Origin of the sequence: Rothia sp. LK2492 (assembly GCF_040946345.1) — a bacterium.
Taxonomy (GTDB): domain Bacteria; phylum Actinomycetota; class Actinomycetes; order Actinomycetales; family Micrococcaceae; genus Rothia; species Rothia endophytica.
On sequence record NZ_JAYWLX010000001.1, the window covers coordinates 126,258 to 142,286 of the forward strand.

General features: G+C 56.1%; 13 protein-coding genes and 4 tRNA genes. 2 read left to right on the forward strand and 15 right to left on the reverse strand.

From position 1 onward, the window contains the following. Window positions 1–67 precede the first annotated feature (67 nt). From VVR27_RS00605 to VVR27_RS00640, 8 genes are all read right to left on the reverse strand, one after another. Window positions 68–1,318 (reverse strand): MFS transporter, encoded by a 1,251-nt coding sequence (locus tag VVR27_RS00605; RefSeq protein ID WP_368546625.1) that lies wholly within the window; start codon window positions 1,316–1,318, stop codon window positions 68–70. A gap of 403 nt (window positions 1,319–1,721) precedes the next feature. Then, entirely contained in the window at window positions 1,722–2,177 is a 456-nt protein-coding gene (locus VVR27_RS00610) for a MaoC family dehydratase (RefSeq protein WP_368546626.1), read from the reverse strand. A 1-nt stretch (window position 2,178) separates the two neighbouring features. Continuing rightward, entirely contained in the window at window positions 2,179–2,625 is a 447-nt protein-coding gene (locus tag VVR27_RS00615; protein ID WP_368546627.1) for a MaoC family dehydratase N-terminal domain-containing protein, read from the reverse strand. Window positions 2,626–2,747: 122 nt separating this feature from the next. Continuing rightward, a tRNA-Thr gene (locus tag VVR27_RS00620) sits at window positions 2,748–2,819 on the reverse strand. Window position 2,820: 1 nt separating this feature from the next. Continuing rightward, window positions 2,821–2,894: transfer RNA gene (locus VVR27_RS00625), tRNA-Met, on the reverse strand. A gap of 42 nt (window positions 2,895–2,936) precedes the next feature. Beyond that, window positions 2,937–3,008: transfer RNA gene (locus tag VVR27_RS00630), tRNA-Thr, on the reverse strand. Window positions 3,009–3,189: 181 nt separating this feature from the next. Then, window positions 3,190–5,211: a DEAD/DEAH box helicase gene (locus tag VVR27_RS00635; RefSeq protein WP_409349907.1), complete on the reverse strand. Its 2,022-nt coding sequence runs from the start codon at window positions 5,209–5,211 to the stop codon at window positions 3,190–3,192. Window positions 5,212–5,673: 462 nt separating this feature from the next. Then, window positions 5,674–7,251 carry a DUF2079 domain-containing protein gene (locus VVR27_RS00640; RefSeq protein ID WP_368546629.1) on the reverse strand — a complete coding sequence of 526 codons (1,578 nt, stop codon included), beginning with the start codon at window positions 7,249–7,251 and terminating at the stop codon, window positions 5,674–5,676. A gap of 211 nt (window positions 7,252–7,462) precedes the next feature. Here VVR27_RS00640 and VVR27_RS00645 point away from each other — a divergent pair, with 211 nt between their 5' ends. Then, on the forward strand, window positions 7,463–8,503 hold the full coding sequence (locus VVR27_RS00645) for a DNA-3-methyladenine glycosylase (RefSeq protein WP_368546630.1): 1,041 nt from the start codon (window positions 7,463–7,465) through the stop codon (window positions 8,501–8,503). A gap of 64 nt (window positions 8,504–8,567) precedes the next feature. Here VVR27_RS00645 and trxA read toward each other — a convergent pair whose 3' ends face one another. The 5 genes from trxA to VVR27_RS00670 form a co-directional block, all read right to left on the reverse strand. Next, window positions 8,568–8,951, reverse strand: coding sequence for a thioredoxin (gene trxA, locus VVR27_RS00650; protein ID WP_345444137.1), 384 nt, complete (start codon window positions 8,949–8,951; stop codon window positions 8,568–8,570). Between the two features lie 126 nt (window positions 8,952–9,077). After that, complete coding sequence (locus VVR27_RS00655; protein WP_409349908.1) at window positions 9,078–10,646, reverse strand: catalase; 1,569 nt, start codon at window positions 10,644–10,646, stop codon at window positions 9,078–9,080. Continuing rightward, window positions 10,588–11,007 carry a Fur family transcriptional regulator gene (locus VVR27_RS00660; protein WP_368546632.1) on the reverse strand — a complete coding sequence of 140 codons (420 nt, stop codon included), beginning with the start codon at window positions 11,005–11,007 and terminating at the stop codon, window positions 10,588–10,590. The genes VVR27_RS00655 and VVR27_RS00660 overlap by 59 nt, the downstream gene beginning before the upstream one ends. Before the next feature lie 171 nt (window positions 11,008–11,178). Beyond that, window positions 11,179–11,260: transfer RNA gene (locus VVR27_RS00665), tRNA-Tyr, on the reverse strand. 126 nt (window positions 11,261–11,386) lie between these two features. Next, window positions 11,387–11,743: a hypothetical protein gene (locus VVR27_RS00670; protein ID WP_368546633.1), complete on the reverse strand. Its 357-nt coding sequence runs from the start codon at window positions 11,741–11,743 to the stop codon at window positions 11,387–11,389. A gap of 171 nt (window positions 11,744–11,914) precedes the next feature. Here VVR27_RS00670 and VVR27_RS00675 point away from each other — a divergent pair, with 171 nt between their 5' ends. Next, window positions 11,915–12,406 carry a YajQ family cyclic di-GMP-binding protein gene (locus VVR27_RS00675; protein WP_237202342.1) on the forward strand — a complete coding sequence of 164 codons (492 nt, stop codon included), beginning with the start codon at window positions 11,915–11,917 and terminating at the stop codon, window positions 12,404–12,406. A 91-nt stretch (window positions 12,407–12,497) separates the two neighbouring features. On the opposite strand, the gene htpX is transcribed toward VVR27_RS00675, so the two are convergent. Together htpX and VVR27_RS11575 are read right to left on the reverse strand one after the other, a co-directional pair. Beyond that, entirely contained in the window at window positions 12,498–13,394 is an 897-nt protein-coding gene (htpX, locus tag VVR27_RS00680) for a zinc metalloprotease HtpX (RefSeq protein WP_368546634.1), read from the reverse strand. Between the two features lie 138 nt (window positions 13,395–13,532). Next, window positions 13,533–15,755 carry a sigma-70 family RNA polymerase sigma factor gene (locus VVR27_RS11575; RefSeq protein WP_409349909.1) on the reverse strand — a complete coding sequence of 741 codons (2,223 nt, stop codon included), beginning with the start codon at window positions 15,753–15,755 and terminating at the stop codon, window positions 13,533–13,535. Window positions 15,756–16,029 lie beyond the last annotated feature (274 nt).

Consider the following 16,029-nt stretch of genomic DNA (forward strand, 5'->3'; position numbering starts at 1 on the left):
GAGGCTGACTAATGACTGTGCAGTAGCTCTACCTTCTACCGGTGAAGCAAGCACGGATGCCGGGTGGCTAGTCCTGGGTGCGGATATCGCGGATGACGGGCAGGGACTCCGTGTAGACCGCAGGTTTTTTGCGGGGTTCAAGATAGCGGGTGAGATAGAGAGAAACAGCAACGAAGATGAGGACCGCCAGTAGACCGTTGCGAATGCCGAAGTGTTCACCCAGCAAGCCCAGCAGAGGCGGGCCGCCCAAGAAAGCTGCATAGCCGATGGTGGAGACCACCGAGACCCGCACCGCTGATTTGAGGGGATTATCGGAGGCAGCTGACATACCGGTGGGGAAACCTAAGGAAGCTCCTAGGCCCCAGATGAGGAGCCCAACAAAACCCAGGGGCACATTGGGCGCAAAGATAAAGAGAGTGAGGCCACCTAGGGCAAGAGTACAGGTCACCCGCAGTACTTTGACGCGGCCGTACCGGTTGAGGAAGGCAGTGCCGGCTAAACGGCCCACCATCATCGCTGCCACAAAGGTGAAGTAGCCAGCGGATCCTACTGAACTGCTGGTGCCGTAGTCGTGGGTGAGCGCCAGGGCCACCCAGTCGTTGGCTGATCCTTCAGCCAGTGCCATGCCCATGACAAAGAGACCAATCAGCAGTGTGTGCTTATCGCGCCAAGCATCCCGCACCCGGTAGGTGCCCACGGTCGCCAGTGCTCTGGTGTCGTCCTGACCGTAGCTTTCGCTGTGACACTTCCGCAACGAAAAGAAGACAATAAAAGCAACGGCAGCAGCGAAGTAGAACATGTGCACCATGAAAGGAACACCCAGGGCGGTATCCAAGGTGCCAATAGCGGCGCCCACTACGGTACCTATGGAAAAGAAGCCGTGCATGATGGGGGTGACGTAGCGGCCCAGGGCACGCTCGTTGGAAACTCCCTGGACGTTGGAGGCAACGTTAGAGATAGCACTGCTGAGGCCCTGAAAAATCAGGCCAACAAGGACAAGAGGGAAGCTCGAAAGATGCACGCCCACACCGATGAGCACCATGCCTACGATGGTGACTGCATAGGCAGCTGCGATACAGGTGCGGGAGCCAAATTTTGCCACGGCTGCACCCGAGAAACTGACGGCGGTGAAGGACCCCAAGGTCATGCCCAAAAGCAACATACCCATGGGTCCGGAGCTTAATCCCAAACCGTGCGCGACATCCGGAAGGCGAGTCAGCAGAGCTGCGGTGACGAGCCCACTGGCGAAGAAGAGCCCCAGCACAGCGCGATACCAGACAGTTATTTCACGTTCAGAGAGCTGAAGGCGCTGTGCCATAAAAGATGAGGCCCCTTAGAGAGAGTATTGAGAGATAGCGGTGTGCTTCCCTCTGTATTCTAGTCAGCAAATATAACCACCGACCACGTTACTTCTTGAAGCACCACTATCTGAAGGGGGAAAGCCCCCTGTGAACCTGCCGCTATACTGAAAAGGTGTCTCTGCTCACACGCCCAAAGGTTACCGTGAGCTGGAAGGTTCACCGCCACGCGTCGATACCGCTCCTTACCCCAGGCATCCCCACTATTTTCGCGATCCAGGCGGGCGGGGTGGGCCAGTTGGGTGATGGATTATAAAATCTGCTCATCGCTTCCCCGTTTAATTCCTTCAACCTGGCCAAAGAACTTTCTATCACTTTCGATAGACACCCCGTAGCTGGGGCGGTACGGGGTATTTACATTCTCTAGAGTTTGACTAGCGCTTGTGCCTTCATCAGAACCTTCTGGTCCTTGCCGTCTGTGTCAGGGGCGGTAACCGTCAGGTCAATTCGGGCGATCTGACTTTCTTCGTCCAGAGCGCCTACCTTACCGGCAACCGTGATGACGTTGCCCCCGGTTGCCGGGCTGGCTGCGTCCTGAGCGTCAGGGACAGGGACAGGTTTGGAGAAGCGGGTCTGGTAGTCCACGATGGCACCGGCGTCACCGACCCAATCGGTCACCAGTTGCACCGCCGCCCCCATGGTGAACATACCGTGGGCAATAACGCCCGGCAGTCCGACCTCGGTAGCAAAGCGTTCGTTCCAGTGAATAGGGTTGAAGTCCCCGGACGCGCCCGCGTAGGCAACAAGGTCAGCACGGGTTACAGGAATCTGGCGGGACCCGATTTCGGCGCCCTTTTCAAGATTAGCAAAAGTAGGCATTCTAGTCCTCAGCTCGTACAAGAAGCGACGAGATGCAGGTAGCTACTGCTTCGCCGTCTAGGGTCATAATTTCTTCGCGGGTGGTCAGCATGGCACCGGCTCCCATGACCCGCACGGAGTCAACGTGCAGCTCAGTCAGCAGCTCATCCCCTGCCACAATGGGTCGGTGGTGAGTAAAACGCTGCTCAGCGTGCACCACGCGGGAGAAGTCAATGCCAGCTTCAGAGTCTTGAATGAGGGCGGCATCAGCCTTCTGCGCAAGAATAATAGCAAAAGTAGGTGGAGCGATCAGGTCAGCGTAGCCCGCTGCCTGAGCTGCCTCCACGTCAAAATGCAGGGGGGACTCAGCCTTAACAGCTGCCGCAAATTCACGAATTTTCTCTCGCCCTACTGTATAGGTGCCAGCGGGCGGGTAAATACGCCCTACGATGTCTTGGTTAATAGCCATGACACCACTCTAGAGCTAGCCAAGGTCTTATTTGAAATTATGGGCGCCTTTGACCAAAATGTGCGACCGACCAAGCATACAGAAAACCCCTCCAACGCAATGTTGAAGGGGTTTTAATTCTGAGCCCCGACCGGGAATCGATCCCGGGACCTCCATCTTACCAAGATGGCGCTCTACCACTGAGCTATCGGGGCGTAGCGGTGGACGGGCTCGATCCGTCGACCTCACGATTATGAGTCGTGCGCTCTAACCAGCTGAGCTACACCGCCATGCAATCGCCATGAACATATTTATTTATGAGCTCTTGCGAGAGCCCCGACCGGGAATCGATCCCGGGACCTCCATCTTACCAAGATGGCGCTCTACCACTGAGCTATCGGGGCAACAGATAATACTCTACGATACTTCTGCCGCGAGGCGCAAATTTTGCCAGTACCTTTTACAGGTGTTCTGACCCACAGCTTTCTATGTTGAAATAACACAGGAAGCCGGCCACCTCTGCGCCTTGCTCCATGGAAGCGGGCTGCCCACCGGTTACCCCGGCAGCAGCCCACTCATTAGGCTTTAGTAGCTCTTGCGGCCGCCAAATTTCTTGCCGCCGAAGTCGCGTCCACCACGGTCGCGGTCGCCGTAGCCGCCGCGTCCACCACGGTCACCGTAGCCACCACGACCACCACGGTCGCCGCCGCGATCACGATCGCCATAGCCGCCGCGTCCACCACGGTCACCGCCGCGATCACGATCGCCATAGCCGCCGCGCCCGCCGCCGAAACTGCGACCACCGCGTCCGCCGCCGCCCTTGGGGCCGCGATCACGCTTGATGTTGATGAATTCACCGTTAATCTGGGTGTTTTCTAGACGGTCAAAGAAGTCGCCGGGCAGATCTTCAGGCAGACCAACAATGGAGAAGTGGTCACGGATGTCGATAGAACCAACCTGCTTGCCGTTAAGGCCACCTTCGTTGGTCAGTGCGCCTACGATCATGCCGGGGTTTACGCGGGAAGAGCGACCAACGTTGAGCTTGTAGTCAACCATGCCTTCTTCCTGGCCACGACGCCCGCCGCGGGGCTTGTCGTCACGGTCGGAGTCACGGTCGAAGTCGCGGTCGCGGCTCTTGCGCTTGGGCTCGGGCAGGTCCTCAATGAGGAAGGTTCGACCTTCCTGGGCGATAAAGGCCAGAGCTGCTGCGATTTCTTCACCTTCAGTATCGTGTTCCAGGGCGTAAGCGTTGATGAGCTCACGGAAGAGGCTGAGGTCTTCGGTTTCGATGGTGTCAGTGATCTGCTGAGCAAAGTTCTGCTTGCGGTTTTCGTTCACATCATCCACTGAAGGCATGTGCATCTGCTCGACCGGCTGGCGGGTTGCCTTTTCGATCTGGCGCAACATGTACTTTTCGCGGGGAGTCATGAACAGAATCGCTTCACCGGTACGGCCTGCGCGGCCGGTACGGCCAATGCGGTGCACGTAGGATTCGGTGTCGTGAGGGATATCGTAGTTGACGACCAGGGAAATGCGTTCAACGTCAAGACCGCGGGCCGCGACGTCGGTTGCTACCAGGATGTCAATGCGGCCATCGCGCAGGGACTCAACCGTGCGCTCACGCTGGTTCTGGGGGATGTCGCCGTTGATGGCAGCAGCCTGGAAACCGCGGGCTTTGAGCTTGTCTGAGAGCTCTTCGGTTTCGCGCTTGGTGCGAACGAAGACGATGATGCCGTCGTAATCTTCAACCTCAAGCACGCGGGTCATTGCCTCCAGCTTGTGGGAGTGCATGACCTGCATGTAGCGCTGGCGGATGCTGGAGCTAGTGGTGGTCTTTGACTTAACGCGAACTTCTTCGGGGTTATTGAGGTACTGCTCAGCGATTTTGCGGATGCTCTTGGGCATGGTCGCTGAGAAGAGAGCTACCTGCTTGGTAGCAGGGGTCTGCTCGAAGATTTCTTCAACGGCTTCCTGGAAGCCCATGCGTAGCATTTCGTCGGCTTCATCGAGCACCAGGTACTGCAGGTTAGAGAGGTCTAGTGAACCCTTTTTGAGGTGGTCAATGACGCGGCCGGGGGTACCTACGACAACCTGTGCACCGCGCTTGAGGCCAGACAGCTGGGGGCCGTAGGGGGAGCCACCGTAGACGGGTAGCACGGTGAAGTCGTCCATTTCGGTGGCGTAGGAGCCAAAGGCTTCTGCTACCTGCAGGGCAAGTTCGCGGGTGGGTGCAAGAACAAGCACCTGGGTGTCCTTGGTGTGACCGTTGACGTCGGCCAGTTCTGCCAGGCGTGAGAGGGCAGGTACAGCGAAGGCAGCGGTCTTACCGGTACCGGTCTGCGCCAGACCCACAACGTCGCGGCCGTCAAGCAGCAAGGGGATGGTCTGTTCCTGAATGGGTGAGGGCTTCTCATAGCCGACCTTTTCAAGGGCCGCTAGGACGCGAGCGTCCAGGCCCAGGTCGGTGAAGCGTACGCCTGCTTCTTCAGCGGGTGCTTCGGTAGTTTCTGAAACATGAGTGGTGGTGTCTGCAACCGGTTCTTTGAATAGGTCGTTGGTTGCGGTTTCTGCGTTAACAGCAGTATTTTCAGTCAATGTTTTCCTCATCGAGTGGGGGTTCAGCGCTGTTGTCGTTGGTTGCGCTGCACGGGTTGTTCCCCTGGTTGCTCGCGAGGGGCCTCAGGTGAGGTCTTCATCATGGGCGCTTGTTCTTCGTCTGTTTCGGTAGCCGTGTGAACGGCTGCAACCGGTCTAACTTCTAAAAGCCAGTGACAGGTGGGTTAGATCTCGTGGCAACGGAGCTAACGTGTCTCTGCACGAATGTGCAGGTGAAGGAGGCGCGCTTGGGCGAGCTGATACTTATCAGTTTCTCTATCGGTGGCTCAACCGTTTCACCTGTGCCAAGGGGTGAAAGTTGAACGCGCGTAGCCCTGTCTGTGCCAGAAAATGGGCATGGGCGCTAAGAGAATCGTCGGGGGTTCCCGATACTTACGGTCTCAACTGTACAGGAGGTTTTGATGTTTAAGGTGCTGTGGTGATGGAAGGTACAGCACACCTTATCTGCCTTTTCTAGTTACTGATTTTGCGCACAACGTCGATAGTACCGACGCTGTGGTGGGGCAGGTAGGTAGCTTGGTAGCGCTCTGAGGCGTAAGCGGCGATGTCGGTGGGAGCTTTGCCGTTCCAGGCGCTTCCCAGCCTGTCAATGACCACATAGTCGGGGGCAGGTTTACCCTCGTGCCCAATCCAGTAGACGGTATTCGGCTCGACCAGGTAGGTAAGCACCGAGAGGTCAGCAGCAACGGTGGTACCTGCCGGAATAGAGGCCAGTACGTTGTATTTAGCGGTGTCCGATGCTGAGAGCTGGGAGGTAGCAAAGCTAGGGTCTGTTAGTTGCCAGAGGGGCTGCTGCGGAGTGAGAGCAACCGCTACGACTAGTGCTAGCGCGGGCAGAATCTGGGGTGCTAGGCAGCGGTAAGACCGCCGGAAGCGAGCGCCCCTGCCCGTTGCCCTACATTTAGTTCGCTGTGGCCGAGCACAGACATCCAGTAGCGCGAGAAAAACGATGGGCATGAGCACCAAGGAGTAGTGCCAGGTCGAAAGCCAATAGCCCTCCTGTGGGGAAAGGAAACGCCAAAGGAGGGTGGGGAGAGCAATGAGGGCTAGAGGGCTGGCTACCCAGGCGAGGACGCCGACCAGCAAAATGATCCCCAGGGAGGCTGATTTTTGCCAGGGGTAGAAGAACTGGGCCAGGGCACCCAGGGGGTTACCGATAGCAGCTCCGACATCCAGTTTATCGGAGTAGTCGAAGATTCCCCCGGTGTTGAAGTAGGGCAGAATCAGCCCGACGGCGAGCAGGGACCAGGTGACGCCCCACAGCGCCAGCACGCTTGTTTCAGCAACAGCAGGGGTACTGACCCAAGATGAAAGAGCGGTACGCAGACGCTGACGCACAGTGGCGGGGTCTTTACTCGCTGAGGGGAACACTAGGTCAGTAACTTGTCTCAACCAGCCGGTACGAAGCAGGGCGACCAGCCCTATAGCGGTGACTGTAATACCGATATCCTCTTTGACGAAGACAAGGGGGGCAGCCCAGTAGACGGCCCTCCGCAGCGCTTTTGCAGGCTGATCAGTCACCCTGGAAATCACCAGGTAGCCCAGGGACATGACCAGCAGGGGCAATGCAAAAGCCACCTCGTGGAACTGCACGGAAACGGCCTGTTGCACCCCAAAGCTGAGTGCATACGCAGCGCCCAGGCAAAGAGCTGAGACGGTAGGTAGCACCTGCTGAGCAAACCGCACCAGCAGGTAGACCGATAAAGCAATCAGAGCATTTTGCACGTAGAGCAAGGTTGCTGGGCTGGGCCACACATAGTAGAAGGGCGTCAGAAGAAGCGTGATGGGGTGAAAATGGTCCCCCAGCAGATTAAAGCCCTCACCCTTAATATGAACGATGGGGGCTTGGCCAGTGGCATAAGCCTTGGCCAGCTGAGCAAAGATTCCCAAGTCCCAGGAGGGGATTACAAAATGGCGCCATTGAAACCAGGAGTAAAGGCTGTAGAGCGCAAAAACGACCAACGCAAGGGCAGCAGCGAGTGCCCGCGCGCGGGTGCGGTGTGTCTCCGGGAGTAAAGCTAACGGTGCCATGAGCCTCTTAGATGCGGCTAAAATCTGTCCGTCCCAGTATAGAGGAGGCTTCTGCAAGTGTGCTCTTGCGAGACTTAGTTCTGAGTATTAGAGCCACGGGGGTGTGGGCACAAGGAAGGCGCGCTGGCATGGGTCTGGCATGAATCGGCTTGTGAGCGTTAGCGAACCGGGCGAAAGGGTCAGCTTGCTTCGACTATGCCACCCACCGTTGATGATGTTTCCCGTCAGCTTATCCGCTGGTAGTCGTGAGAAAATGGTGACCATGTTGCGGGCGTCCTTCACCCTTGAGCCAAGCCACAGGTTGCACCTGGGGCAGACCTTTGCTCCCCTGCAGCGTGGCACTTTTGACCCGCTCTTCAGATCGGTGAAGGATGTTCGCGGGCAGGCTTACTGGGCTACAGCCCGTGAGGGCAGCACCGGTCTTCTGGTTCGCTTTCGCCGGGAAGCCGGGGGAAGTTTAGAAGCTCCAGTGGCGGTCACCCTCTGGTCTGAGACTACTGGCGCCCAGGCCGCTGCGGATCTTGAGTCTTTTGCCCGCAGGGTTCCCGCCTGGCTGGGTGAAGATGACCACTGGTCCGCTTTCTACGGGTCGGATACCTGGGAGCTCCTCCCCCAGCGCTTACAAATTACTCGGGCGCGCAATCCGGGTTTGCGGTTACCAGCCATCGGCCTGCTCAGCCAGAACCTGATTCAGGCGATTACCGAGCAAAGGGTGACAGGTATCGAGGCGATGGGCGGCATGCGTGCCCTGTTGCGTCAGTATGGCCAGCCGGCGCCTGCCACCGGTGAGCCGGACCAGCCTACCGGTATGCTCATCTTCCCTGAAGCCTCAGTATTTACAAGTATCCCCTCGTGGACTTGGCATCGGGCAGGTTACGACCGTGCCCGGTCTGATGCCATTGTGCAGTACGCGCGAACCGCAGATCCTTTTGAACGCCTGGCATCCGCAGGTGATGTGGCGCCCTTAGCGCGGGCCTTGGCGTCCCTGCCCGGTGTAGGGCCATGGACGATTTCTGAGACTTTACAGCGTTTCTGCGGGCACCCCGATGCGGTATCGGTGGGTGACTACCACCTGGCACACCATGTGACCTATGCCTTTGACGGCCGGCGCGGGGACGATGCGCGCATGGTTGAGCTATTAGCCCCCTATCGAGGGCATCGGCAACGGGTCGTTAGCCTGATTAAGGCTGCGGGCATTTCTGAGCCACGCCGCGCGGCTCGTCTAGCTCCAGAAGATCACCGGTTCTTCTAACTTTCCCTATAGAAAAACCGCCACCGGGTAGCACCCGGTGGCGGCCAGAAAACTTGTTGAAAGCTTATTCGGCGTTTTCTTCCTGAGCCTTTTCGGCGTCAGCGACCTGCTGGTGAACTTCAGCCATATCGAGGCCTTGAACGGCTTCGATTACCTGATCGAACTGCTGAGCGTTCAACGCGCCGGGCTGAGAGAAAACCAGTACACCTTCACGGAAGCCCATAATGGTGGGAATAGAGGTGATGCCTGCAGCGGCTGCGAGCTGCTGCTGGTCTTCGGTATCTACCTTGCCGAAGGTGATGTTCTCGTGCTTCTGGGAAGCCTCTTCGTAGATAGGAGCGAACTGCTTACAGGGGCCGCACCAGTCGGCCCAGAAGTCGAGAAAGAGAATGTCTGATGATTCGACGTTCTGGGTGAGGTTTTCTTGCGTGATTTCAATGGTTGCCATGAAAAACACGCTACAGGTTTAGCTGTGCTTTTCCAAGCGGTTTCACTTTGAAAGAACTCTCAGCGACCAGCAAGAAGCCCACCTTCTCCCTGAGAAGGTGGGCTTCTGAGCTAGCAAGGCTGAAGCTTATGCTTCGCCTGCACCGACGGGGTCATCCCCACCCTGGCCATCGCGACCACGGGCTTCGAGCTTAGCGCCGAAGTCAGCATCCACGTTCTTCCAGTATTGGATGAAGCGGGGGTAGACGATGTCGTCCAGGTCAGGTGCCTGACCTGCCAGGGTGTCCAGCATACGCTCGCGCTGCTCTTCGGTGTAAACCTCGCGCAGCAGGGTGCGTGCCTGACCGAAGTCATCGTCCTCAGCGTGCAGGGTGTAAGCTGCGCGCACCAGGGCACCATCTGCTTCCCAGCCGTTATCTACAACAGCGCTGTCATTGCTCTGATGTCCGCGGCCGTAGGAGTTGGGTGCATAAACGGGAGCATCGCCGCTGTGGAAGTACTGCATGTGACCTTCCTTGTCGTACGAGTTTACCGCGTTGATGGGAGCGTTCACTGGCAACTGGTTGTAGTTAGTGCCAATGCGGTGACGCTGAGCATCGGGGTAAGAGAAAACACGACCGACGAGCATCTTGTCGGGGCTGATGCCGGTACCTGGAACGGTGTTGGAGGGCGAGAATGCAGCCTGTTCAATCTGCGCAAAATGGTTGACGGGGTTCTCGTTCAGAGTGAAACGTCCTACCTTGATGCGTGGATAGTCCTTCTTTGACCAGGTCTTGGTCAGGTCGAAGGGGTTGAAGCGGTACTTCTTGGCGTCCTCGTAAGGCATGATCTGAACGTACATGGTCCAGCTGGGGAAGTCGCCCTTCTTGATGGAGTCAAAGAGATCACGACGGTGGTAGTCGCCATCTTTACCAGCGAGCGCTTCAGCTTCTTCGTTGGTGAAGTTCTTTACGCCCTGATCGGTAAGGAAGTGGTACTTGACCCAGAACTTCTCGCCACTCTCGTTGACCCACATGTAGGTGTGGGATGAGTAACCGTTCATATGGCGCCAGCTAACAGGCAGACCGCGGTCGCCCATCAGGTAGGTGACCTGGTGAGCGGACTCGGGTGAGTGAGTCCAAAAGTCCCACTGCATGTTGCCATCGCGCAGTCCTGAATCGGGCAAACGCTTCTGGGAGTGGATGAAGTCGGGGAACTTCATGGGATCACGCACGAAGAAGATGGGGGTGTTGTTACCCACCATGTCGAAGTTACCCTCTTCAGTGTAGAACTTCAGCGAGAAACCGCGCACATCGCGCCAGGTATCGGGTGAGCCGAGCTCACCTGCAACGGTGGAGAAGCGTGCCAGCATGCGGGTCTTCTGACCGGGCTGCAGGAAGTTTGCTTTGGTGTACTGGGAAACATCTTCGGTGACTTCCAGTTCACCAAATGCGCCGGACCCCTTAGCGTGGGGGCTACGCTCGGGCACGCGCTCACGGTCGAAGCGTGCTAGCTTCTGCACCAGAGCTACGTCGTGCAGCAACAGAGGGCCGTCATTGCCCACAGATAGTGAGTGAGCATCTGACTGACGACGCTCACCGGTTTCGGTCGTCGAGGGGATGGTGGGATCGAACTTCAAGGTCGTTCTCCTTCTTGTGTTAGGGGGTTTGACAATCGGCACACACGCCCCGAAAGAGCACCTCAGCGATTTTAACATCGAAGCCCGTGCCCTTTGGCGGGTGCATGCAGGGTGTCGCCTGCTCGAAGCAGGGAATGTCCTCCAGTCGCCCGCACGCGGTGCAGACAATATGGTGGTGGTTATCCCCTGAATCCAATTCGAACCGCGATGTCCTTCCGTCCACTGCGGCCCGTCGCAGAATCCCAGCGCCTGTGAGGGCGTTGAGAATGTCGTAAATAGCCTGCGTCGAGACTGAACCCAGCCGCTTGCGCACCTCCACTGCGATGGCATCAGCCTGCAGATGGGGTTGCTCAGCGACCACGCCAATCGTCGTTACGCGAGGGGCAGTTACGCGCAAGCCGGCACCCCTGAGGGCCTCCGTAATTTGCTTGCTTTCCATACTCCCATTCTAAATCAGTTTTCTGGAATCATTCAAGATTACGGAGGGTTCTATCTATATTAACTTTGAGTAAACGCCTGAGATTCTGGTGTAGCACCGGTAGCCCTTACCCGATGAGTAAAGGAGAAGTTTAAACAAAAAATCCCGGTTCATAAGAACCGGGATTGTTTGTGGCAGATGAGGGATTTGAACCCCCGTAGGCAATGCCAGCTGATTTACAGTCAGCCCCCTTTGGCCGCTCGGGTAATCTGCCGTGTTCAATTTCTTGAACCGTTCGTTTGAGCGAACAGTAGAATACTTTACACGCCTTTGCAGAGTTTGCAAACTCCAGATGATATCTGTGACTAAGCCTACGAAACCAGAGGCTTGGGCAACTGTTTTAGGAGGTAACCGTGAGAAAGAGCTCTTGCTCGAGCAAGAGCGAAATCTCCATGTTTTCAAGATAGGTATAAGCCTGCTCCACGGTGCACATACCGCTGAGAATTTCACGACCGAGATTTTCTTTGACACCTTCAAAGCGTGCGCGGAGCGCTTCAACATAGAGTGTTGAGCCAAGACTAGGCGCAAAATTTAGAGGTTCAGTCTCTTGAGAGAAACTCTCCTGGTCAAGTTCAGCAATTAGGTTTTTGTAGTCGCGTTGAACCTGTTCTTCGCTCACCTTCATTTCAGCGAGCGGGGCAGATGACGGTGCATTGTTCCCGTGGGGTGCCCGTATCTCTTTTCTGTTTTCGAACATACTCCCATCTTCGTCCATCAAGGTTAATCCTTCCTGAGAATTTAGTGACAGTTTCATAACGATTTATATTCTGAGCGAGAAGACCCTAAGACAAGGTACCGTTATAGGTAACACCACCCCGCACCCGTGGGGTTTATACCGCTCTATCTATCCACGAAAGAAGGCGCGCTCATGGCTAGCGATTCATCATTCGACGTTGTCTCTAAGGTTGATAAACAAGAGATTTCTAACGCGCTCAACCAAGCTCAAAAAGAAGTAGCGCAGCGCTACGACTTCCGCGGCGTTGGCGCTGAGATTGATTTCTCGGGCGAGAAAATTCTCATTAAGGCTAATTCAGAGGAGCGAGCCCTAGCTGTGCTCGATGTTTTCCAGTCCAAACTGGTCAAACGTGGCATCTCGCTCAAATCTCTGGACGCCGGTGACCCCTATGCATCTGGCAAGGAATACCGTATCGAATCTTCTATCAAAGAAGGTATCGCCCAAGACCAGGCTAAAAAAATCACGAAACTTATCCGCGATGAAGGCCCTAAGAGCGTTAAAGCTACCATCCAGGGTGATGAGTTGCGCGTTACCTCAAAATCTCGCGACGACCTGCAGGACGTTATCGCACTGCTAAAGGGTGCTGACCTTGAGGTAGATCTTCAGTTCATGAACTACCGCTAAAGGTCAATTGGCCTAGCCTCGCAGAACCTCACAACCCCTACCGGGCTTGCCCGGCAGGGGTTGGTTTTATTAGAAGTAGAGTGCCGAGAGCTTAGAGCTGACCGTTCCCCCGAGCCATCGCTTCAAGACGAGCAATGCGGTCAGCCATGGGCGGGTGAGTAGACATCATGTTCTTCACGCTACCCCCGCGAAAGGGATTGGCAATCATCAGGGAGGCAGTTCCCGCCACCTGCCGGTTATTCGGGTTCATGGGATAGCGTGAAATGCCGTTTTCAAGTTTGTGCAGAGCAGAAGCCAGCCCCAGCGGGTCACCGGTCAGTTGCGCGCCGTCCTCATCAGCATCGTATTCACGAGTACGGCTAATAGCCATTTGCATGACACCGGCAGCTAGAGGTGCAAAGAGGGCGATCAGCAGTGAGAAGAGAAGACCACCACTACGGTTTTCGTTATTGCCGCCGCCACCAAATATCATGCCAAATGAAGCGAAATTGGCTACCGTACCAATCACCGAGGCAACCGCCGCTGCAATAGAACCGGTCAAAATATCACGGTTATAAACATGCATCAGTTCATGCCCTAAAACCCCTCGCATTTCGCGCTCATCTAGAAGCTGGAGGATGCCCTCGGTGCAGCACACAGCAGCATTCTGCGGGTTACGGCCCGTAGCGAAGGCATTAGGGGTCATTGTGGGGGCAACGTAAAGGCGTGGCATAGGCTGGCCGGCTTTAGCTGAAAGTCCCTCAACAATGGAGTAAAGACCTGGTACCTGTTCTCGGGTAACGGGGTAGGCCTTCATCGACTTAATAGCCAGCTTATCGGAGTTCCAGTAGGTGTAGGCAACGGTAATGACACCCAGCAAACCGAACAGCAGAATCCAAATTGAACTACGCGTGAAGGCCGCGAGACCAGCGCCGATGAGGAGCAAGAAGCCAATCATGGAGCCCAGGAGTAGCGCCGTTTTTAGGCCGTTATTGTGGTGGTGCTGCACTTTTAGCCTTTCTGCTATTGATGACCGCCAGCGTGCCGGTCTTTATTAAAGAATAAACCTTATCACTCCGTTGAGGGAACTTGTCAGCTGAGGGCTATCAACCCATAGGCCGCTGACGACCAGCCCATACCTTTAGCGCTAGCACGCCATCAAATCAATAGAGGGTAAACCAAAAAATTCCTTAAGAATATAGATGGCATGGGGGTGCTCCAAAACTATCTGGGGGATATAGGTTATAAAGAATGTTTGTTCATTCCAGACCGAATAATGAATGATGCAAAGACTGTTGCCGGCGATGGGCTGATCAAAGGCATCCCAGGGCACACTCTGCATAAATTCTTGGTATTCAGGGGTTCCTACCCAATCGTTAGGATCAGCCGGGGTAGCTGGCTCAATGGGTTCCTCAGGTTCGGCAGGTTCGGCAGGTTCGACCGCTTCGACCGGTTCGGCAGGTTCGACCGGTTCGGCAGGTTCGACCGGTTCGGCAGGTTCGACCGGTTCGACCGGTTCGGCAGGTTCGGCAGGTTCGGCAGGTTCGGCAGGTTCGGCAGGTTCGGCATGTTCGACCGGTTCGACCGGTTCGGCAGGTTCGGCAGGTTCGACCGGTTCGGCAGGTTCGACCGGTTCGGCAGGTTCGACCGGTTCGGCAGGTTCGGCAGGCTCGACCGGTTCGGCAGGCTCGACCGGTTCGGCAGGCTCGACCGGTTCGGCAGGTTCGACCGGTTCGGCAGGCTCGACCGGTTCGGCAGGTTCGACCGGTTCGGCAGGTTCGACCGGTTCGACCGGTTCTGCAGGCTCGGCAGGCTCGACCGGTTCTGCTGGCGGCAGGGGGGCAATCGGATTGGTGGGATCAGCAGGATCAATGGGATTACCGGGCTCATCTGAAACCGCCGGAGGTAAAGGATCAATAACCGCCCCGTTATCTTCCGCATTGCCAGGTAATCCTTCATTAGATGGAGTTCCATCTCCATCTCTCGCGGGTTCCTGCTCTAGTTGCGGACCGGGTGCTAACGAATCCGAAACCCCCAAGGATTCCTCTGAGGAAGTGCCGCTGCTTCCCCCAGCATCATCTGCACTGCCAACAGAAGATTCATCAGAGGATTCACTGACAACATCTTCTTCGAGCGACGGTGCCCCAACCGCCCCATCTAGTCTTTGTGAAGCTAGGGCTACCTCAGGGTTGCTTGCTCCATCAGCTAAAAACCGGTCAGATCTATCCGAGCTTGCATTCTGGCTCCGCGCCTTGTCAGCAGCACTGGCACCAGCAGCGTCGTTTTCTGCTCCCCCCTTGTCTTGATTGACGCCAGAGTCTGATACTTCGTTAGCCTGAGGCATCGAGAGGCCCTGTGTCACTTGGGAATCTGTGGTGGATTCGGCAGAATCACCTACGGGTGAATCGCCGACCATCACGATGCCTCCCACAAGAGCGAGCACAGCGGTGATAACGGCGGCGGTACCTGCAAGTGTTGGGTGACGCGGAATAGGCTTCATATTCATTCCGCCTTGCGACGCGCTGCCGCCGGCGGTTACGCCGGTGGCTGTAGCACCGGTAAGGAAGGGTACTAACACGCGTGAGCTGTCGGTAACTATCGGCAGTAGCCCGGCCAAAACGGGAAAAACCCACACACGCATTGACTTGTTGATTCCGGATAGCGTGAGGTATTCAGAGGTGCAGTAGCTACACTCTGCTAGGTGAACCCGAAGTGCTTCGGTGCGCTTCCTGGTGAGGGACCCCCGAACCATGGAGCTGAGGTGCGAGCCGTACTGTTCACATTCACGGGTTTTAGGAACATTTTGATGTGCCTTCAAAAACCCTTCTCTAAGGCTCTCACGGGCACGGGTAGCTAAAGCTGACACAGCATTGGCTGAAAGGTTGAGGCTCATGGCGACCTCGCGCGGCTTCTTTGCTTCAACCTCGGTCATCCACAAAACTGTCTGCCACCGTTCGGGCAGGGATGTGAAGGCGGCAATAAGCTCATCGGAGTCATTCAGGTGGAGCACCGTTTCATCTATGGAGCTAGCTGACTCGAGGTAGTTATCCTCACTGGGAACTTCTTTCTGACGAATAAGCCCGTTTTCAGCTGCCAGGTGGGCGATAGTGGTCGCTAGGTAACCGCCCATAAATGTCTTGGGGCCTTTACCATTTTTGAGCGCCTGGAGTATGCGAACAAAGGCCTCAGAAACAATATCTTCTGACAGAGTGGGGTTAGAAGTATGTTTGATAGCGACGGCCCGGGCCATGCTGACGTAGCGCTCGTACAAAATACCGTAGGAATCCAGCTTCCCTTCACGGATATCAGATAGCAACAGTTCATCAGACGGCCCGCTATGCGCCGTAGTAGTGGCGTTACGCTGCGGCATAAAAGCTCCCCATCAAAGACACGCCCCGCCTAGTCAAAAAGGGGCTGTCTTTCAGTCTATCGACAAATGAGACTCAATAAAATGTCACAGCAAAAGAGTGATGTAGATAAAAAAGTAGTTTGGCTAAGGCCCCGGGCCTTAGCCAAACTATTGCGACCCTAGAGCCAGAACACACCACGCGGTATTCCGGGCTGAACGCTTGCGATAGCATTCTTTCCTCTTAGGCTTTGTAGGTCTTTTCAGTATGCAGTTCAAGCGCTTACTGGTATCACCA

Coding starts and splice junctions, on each gene's coding strand:
- VVR27_RS00615 (WP_368546627.1), bottom strand. CDS start 2,625: ATGGCTATTAACCAAGACATCGTAGGGCGTATTTACCCGCCCGCTGGC.
- VVR27_RS00640 (WP_368546629.1), bottom strand. CDS start 7,251: ATGGCACCGTTAGCTTTACTCCCGGAGACACACCGCACCCGCGCGCGG.
- VVR27_RS00670 (WP_368546633.1), bottom strand. CDS start 11,743: ATGTTCGAAAACAGAAAAGAGATACGGGCACCCCACGGGAACAATGCA.
- VVR27_RS11575 (WP_409349909.1), bottom strand. CDS start 15,755: ATGCCGCAGCGTAACGCCACTACTACGGCGCATAGCGGGCCGTCTGAT.
- VVR27_RS00605 (WP_368546625.1), bottom strand. CDS start 1,318: ATGGCACAGCGCCTTCAGCTCTCTGAACGTGAAATAACTGTCTGGTAT.
- VVR27_RS00660 (WP_368546632.1), bottom strand. CDS start 11,007: ATGGAAAGCAAGCAAATTACGGAGGCCCTCAGGGGTGCCGGCTTGCGC.
- VVR27_RS00655 (WP_409349908.1), bottom strand. CDS start 10,646: ATGTTAAAATCGCTGAGGTGCTCTTTCGGGGCGTGTGTGCCGATTGTC.
- VVR27_RS00610 (WP_368546626.1), bottom strand. CDS start 2,177: ATGCCTACTTTTGCTAATCTTGAAAAGGGCGCCGAAATCGGGTCCCGC.
- trxA (WP_345444137.1), bottom strand. CDS start 8,951: ATGGCAACCATTGAAATCACGCAAGAAAACCTCACCCAGAACGTCGAA.
- VVR27_RS00645 (WP_368546630.1), top strand. CDS start 7,463: ATGATGTTTCCCGTCAGCTTATCCGCTGGTAGTCGTGAGAAAATGGTG.
- VVR27_RS00635 (WP_409349907.1), bottom strand. CDS start 5,211: ATGAGGAAAACATTGACTGAAAATACTGCTGTTAACGCAGAAACCGCA.
- VVR27_RS00675 (WP_237202342.1), top strand. CDS start 11,915: ATGGCTAGCGATTCATCATTCGACGTTGTCTCTAAGGTTGATAAACAA.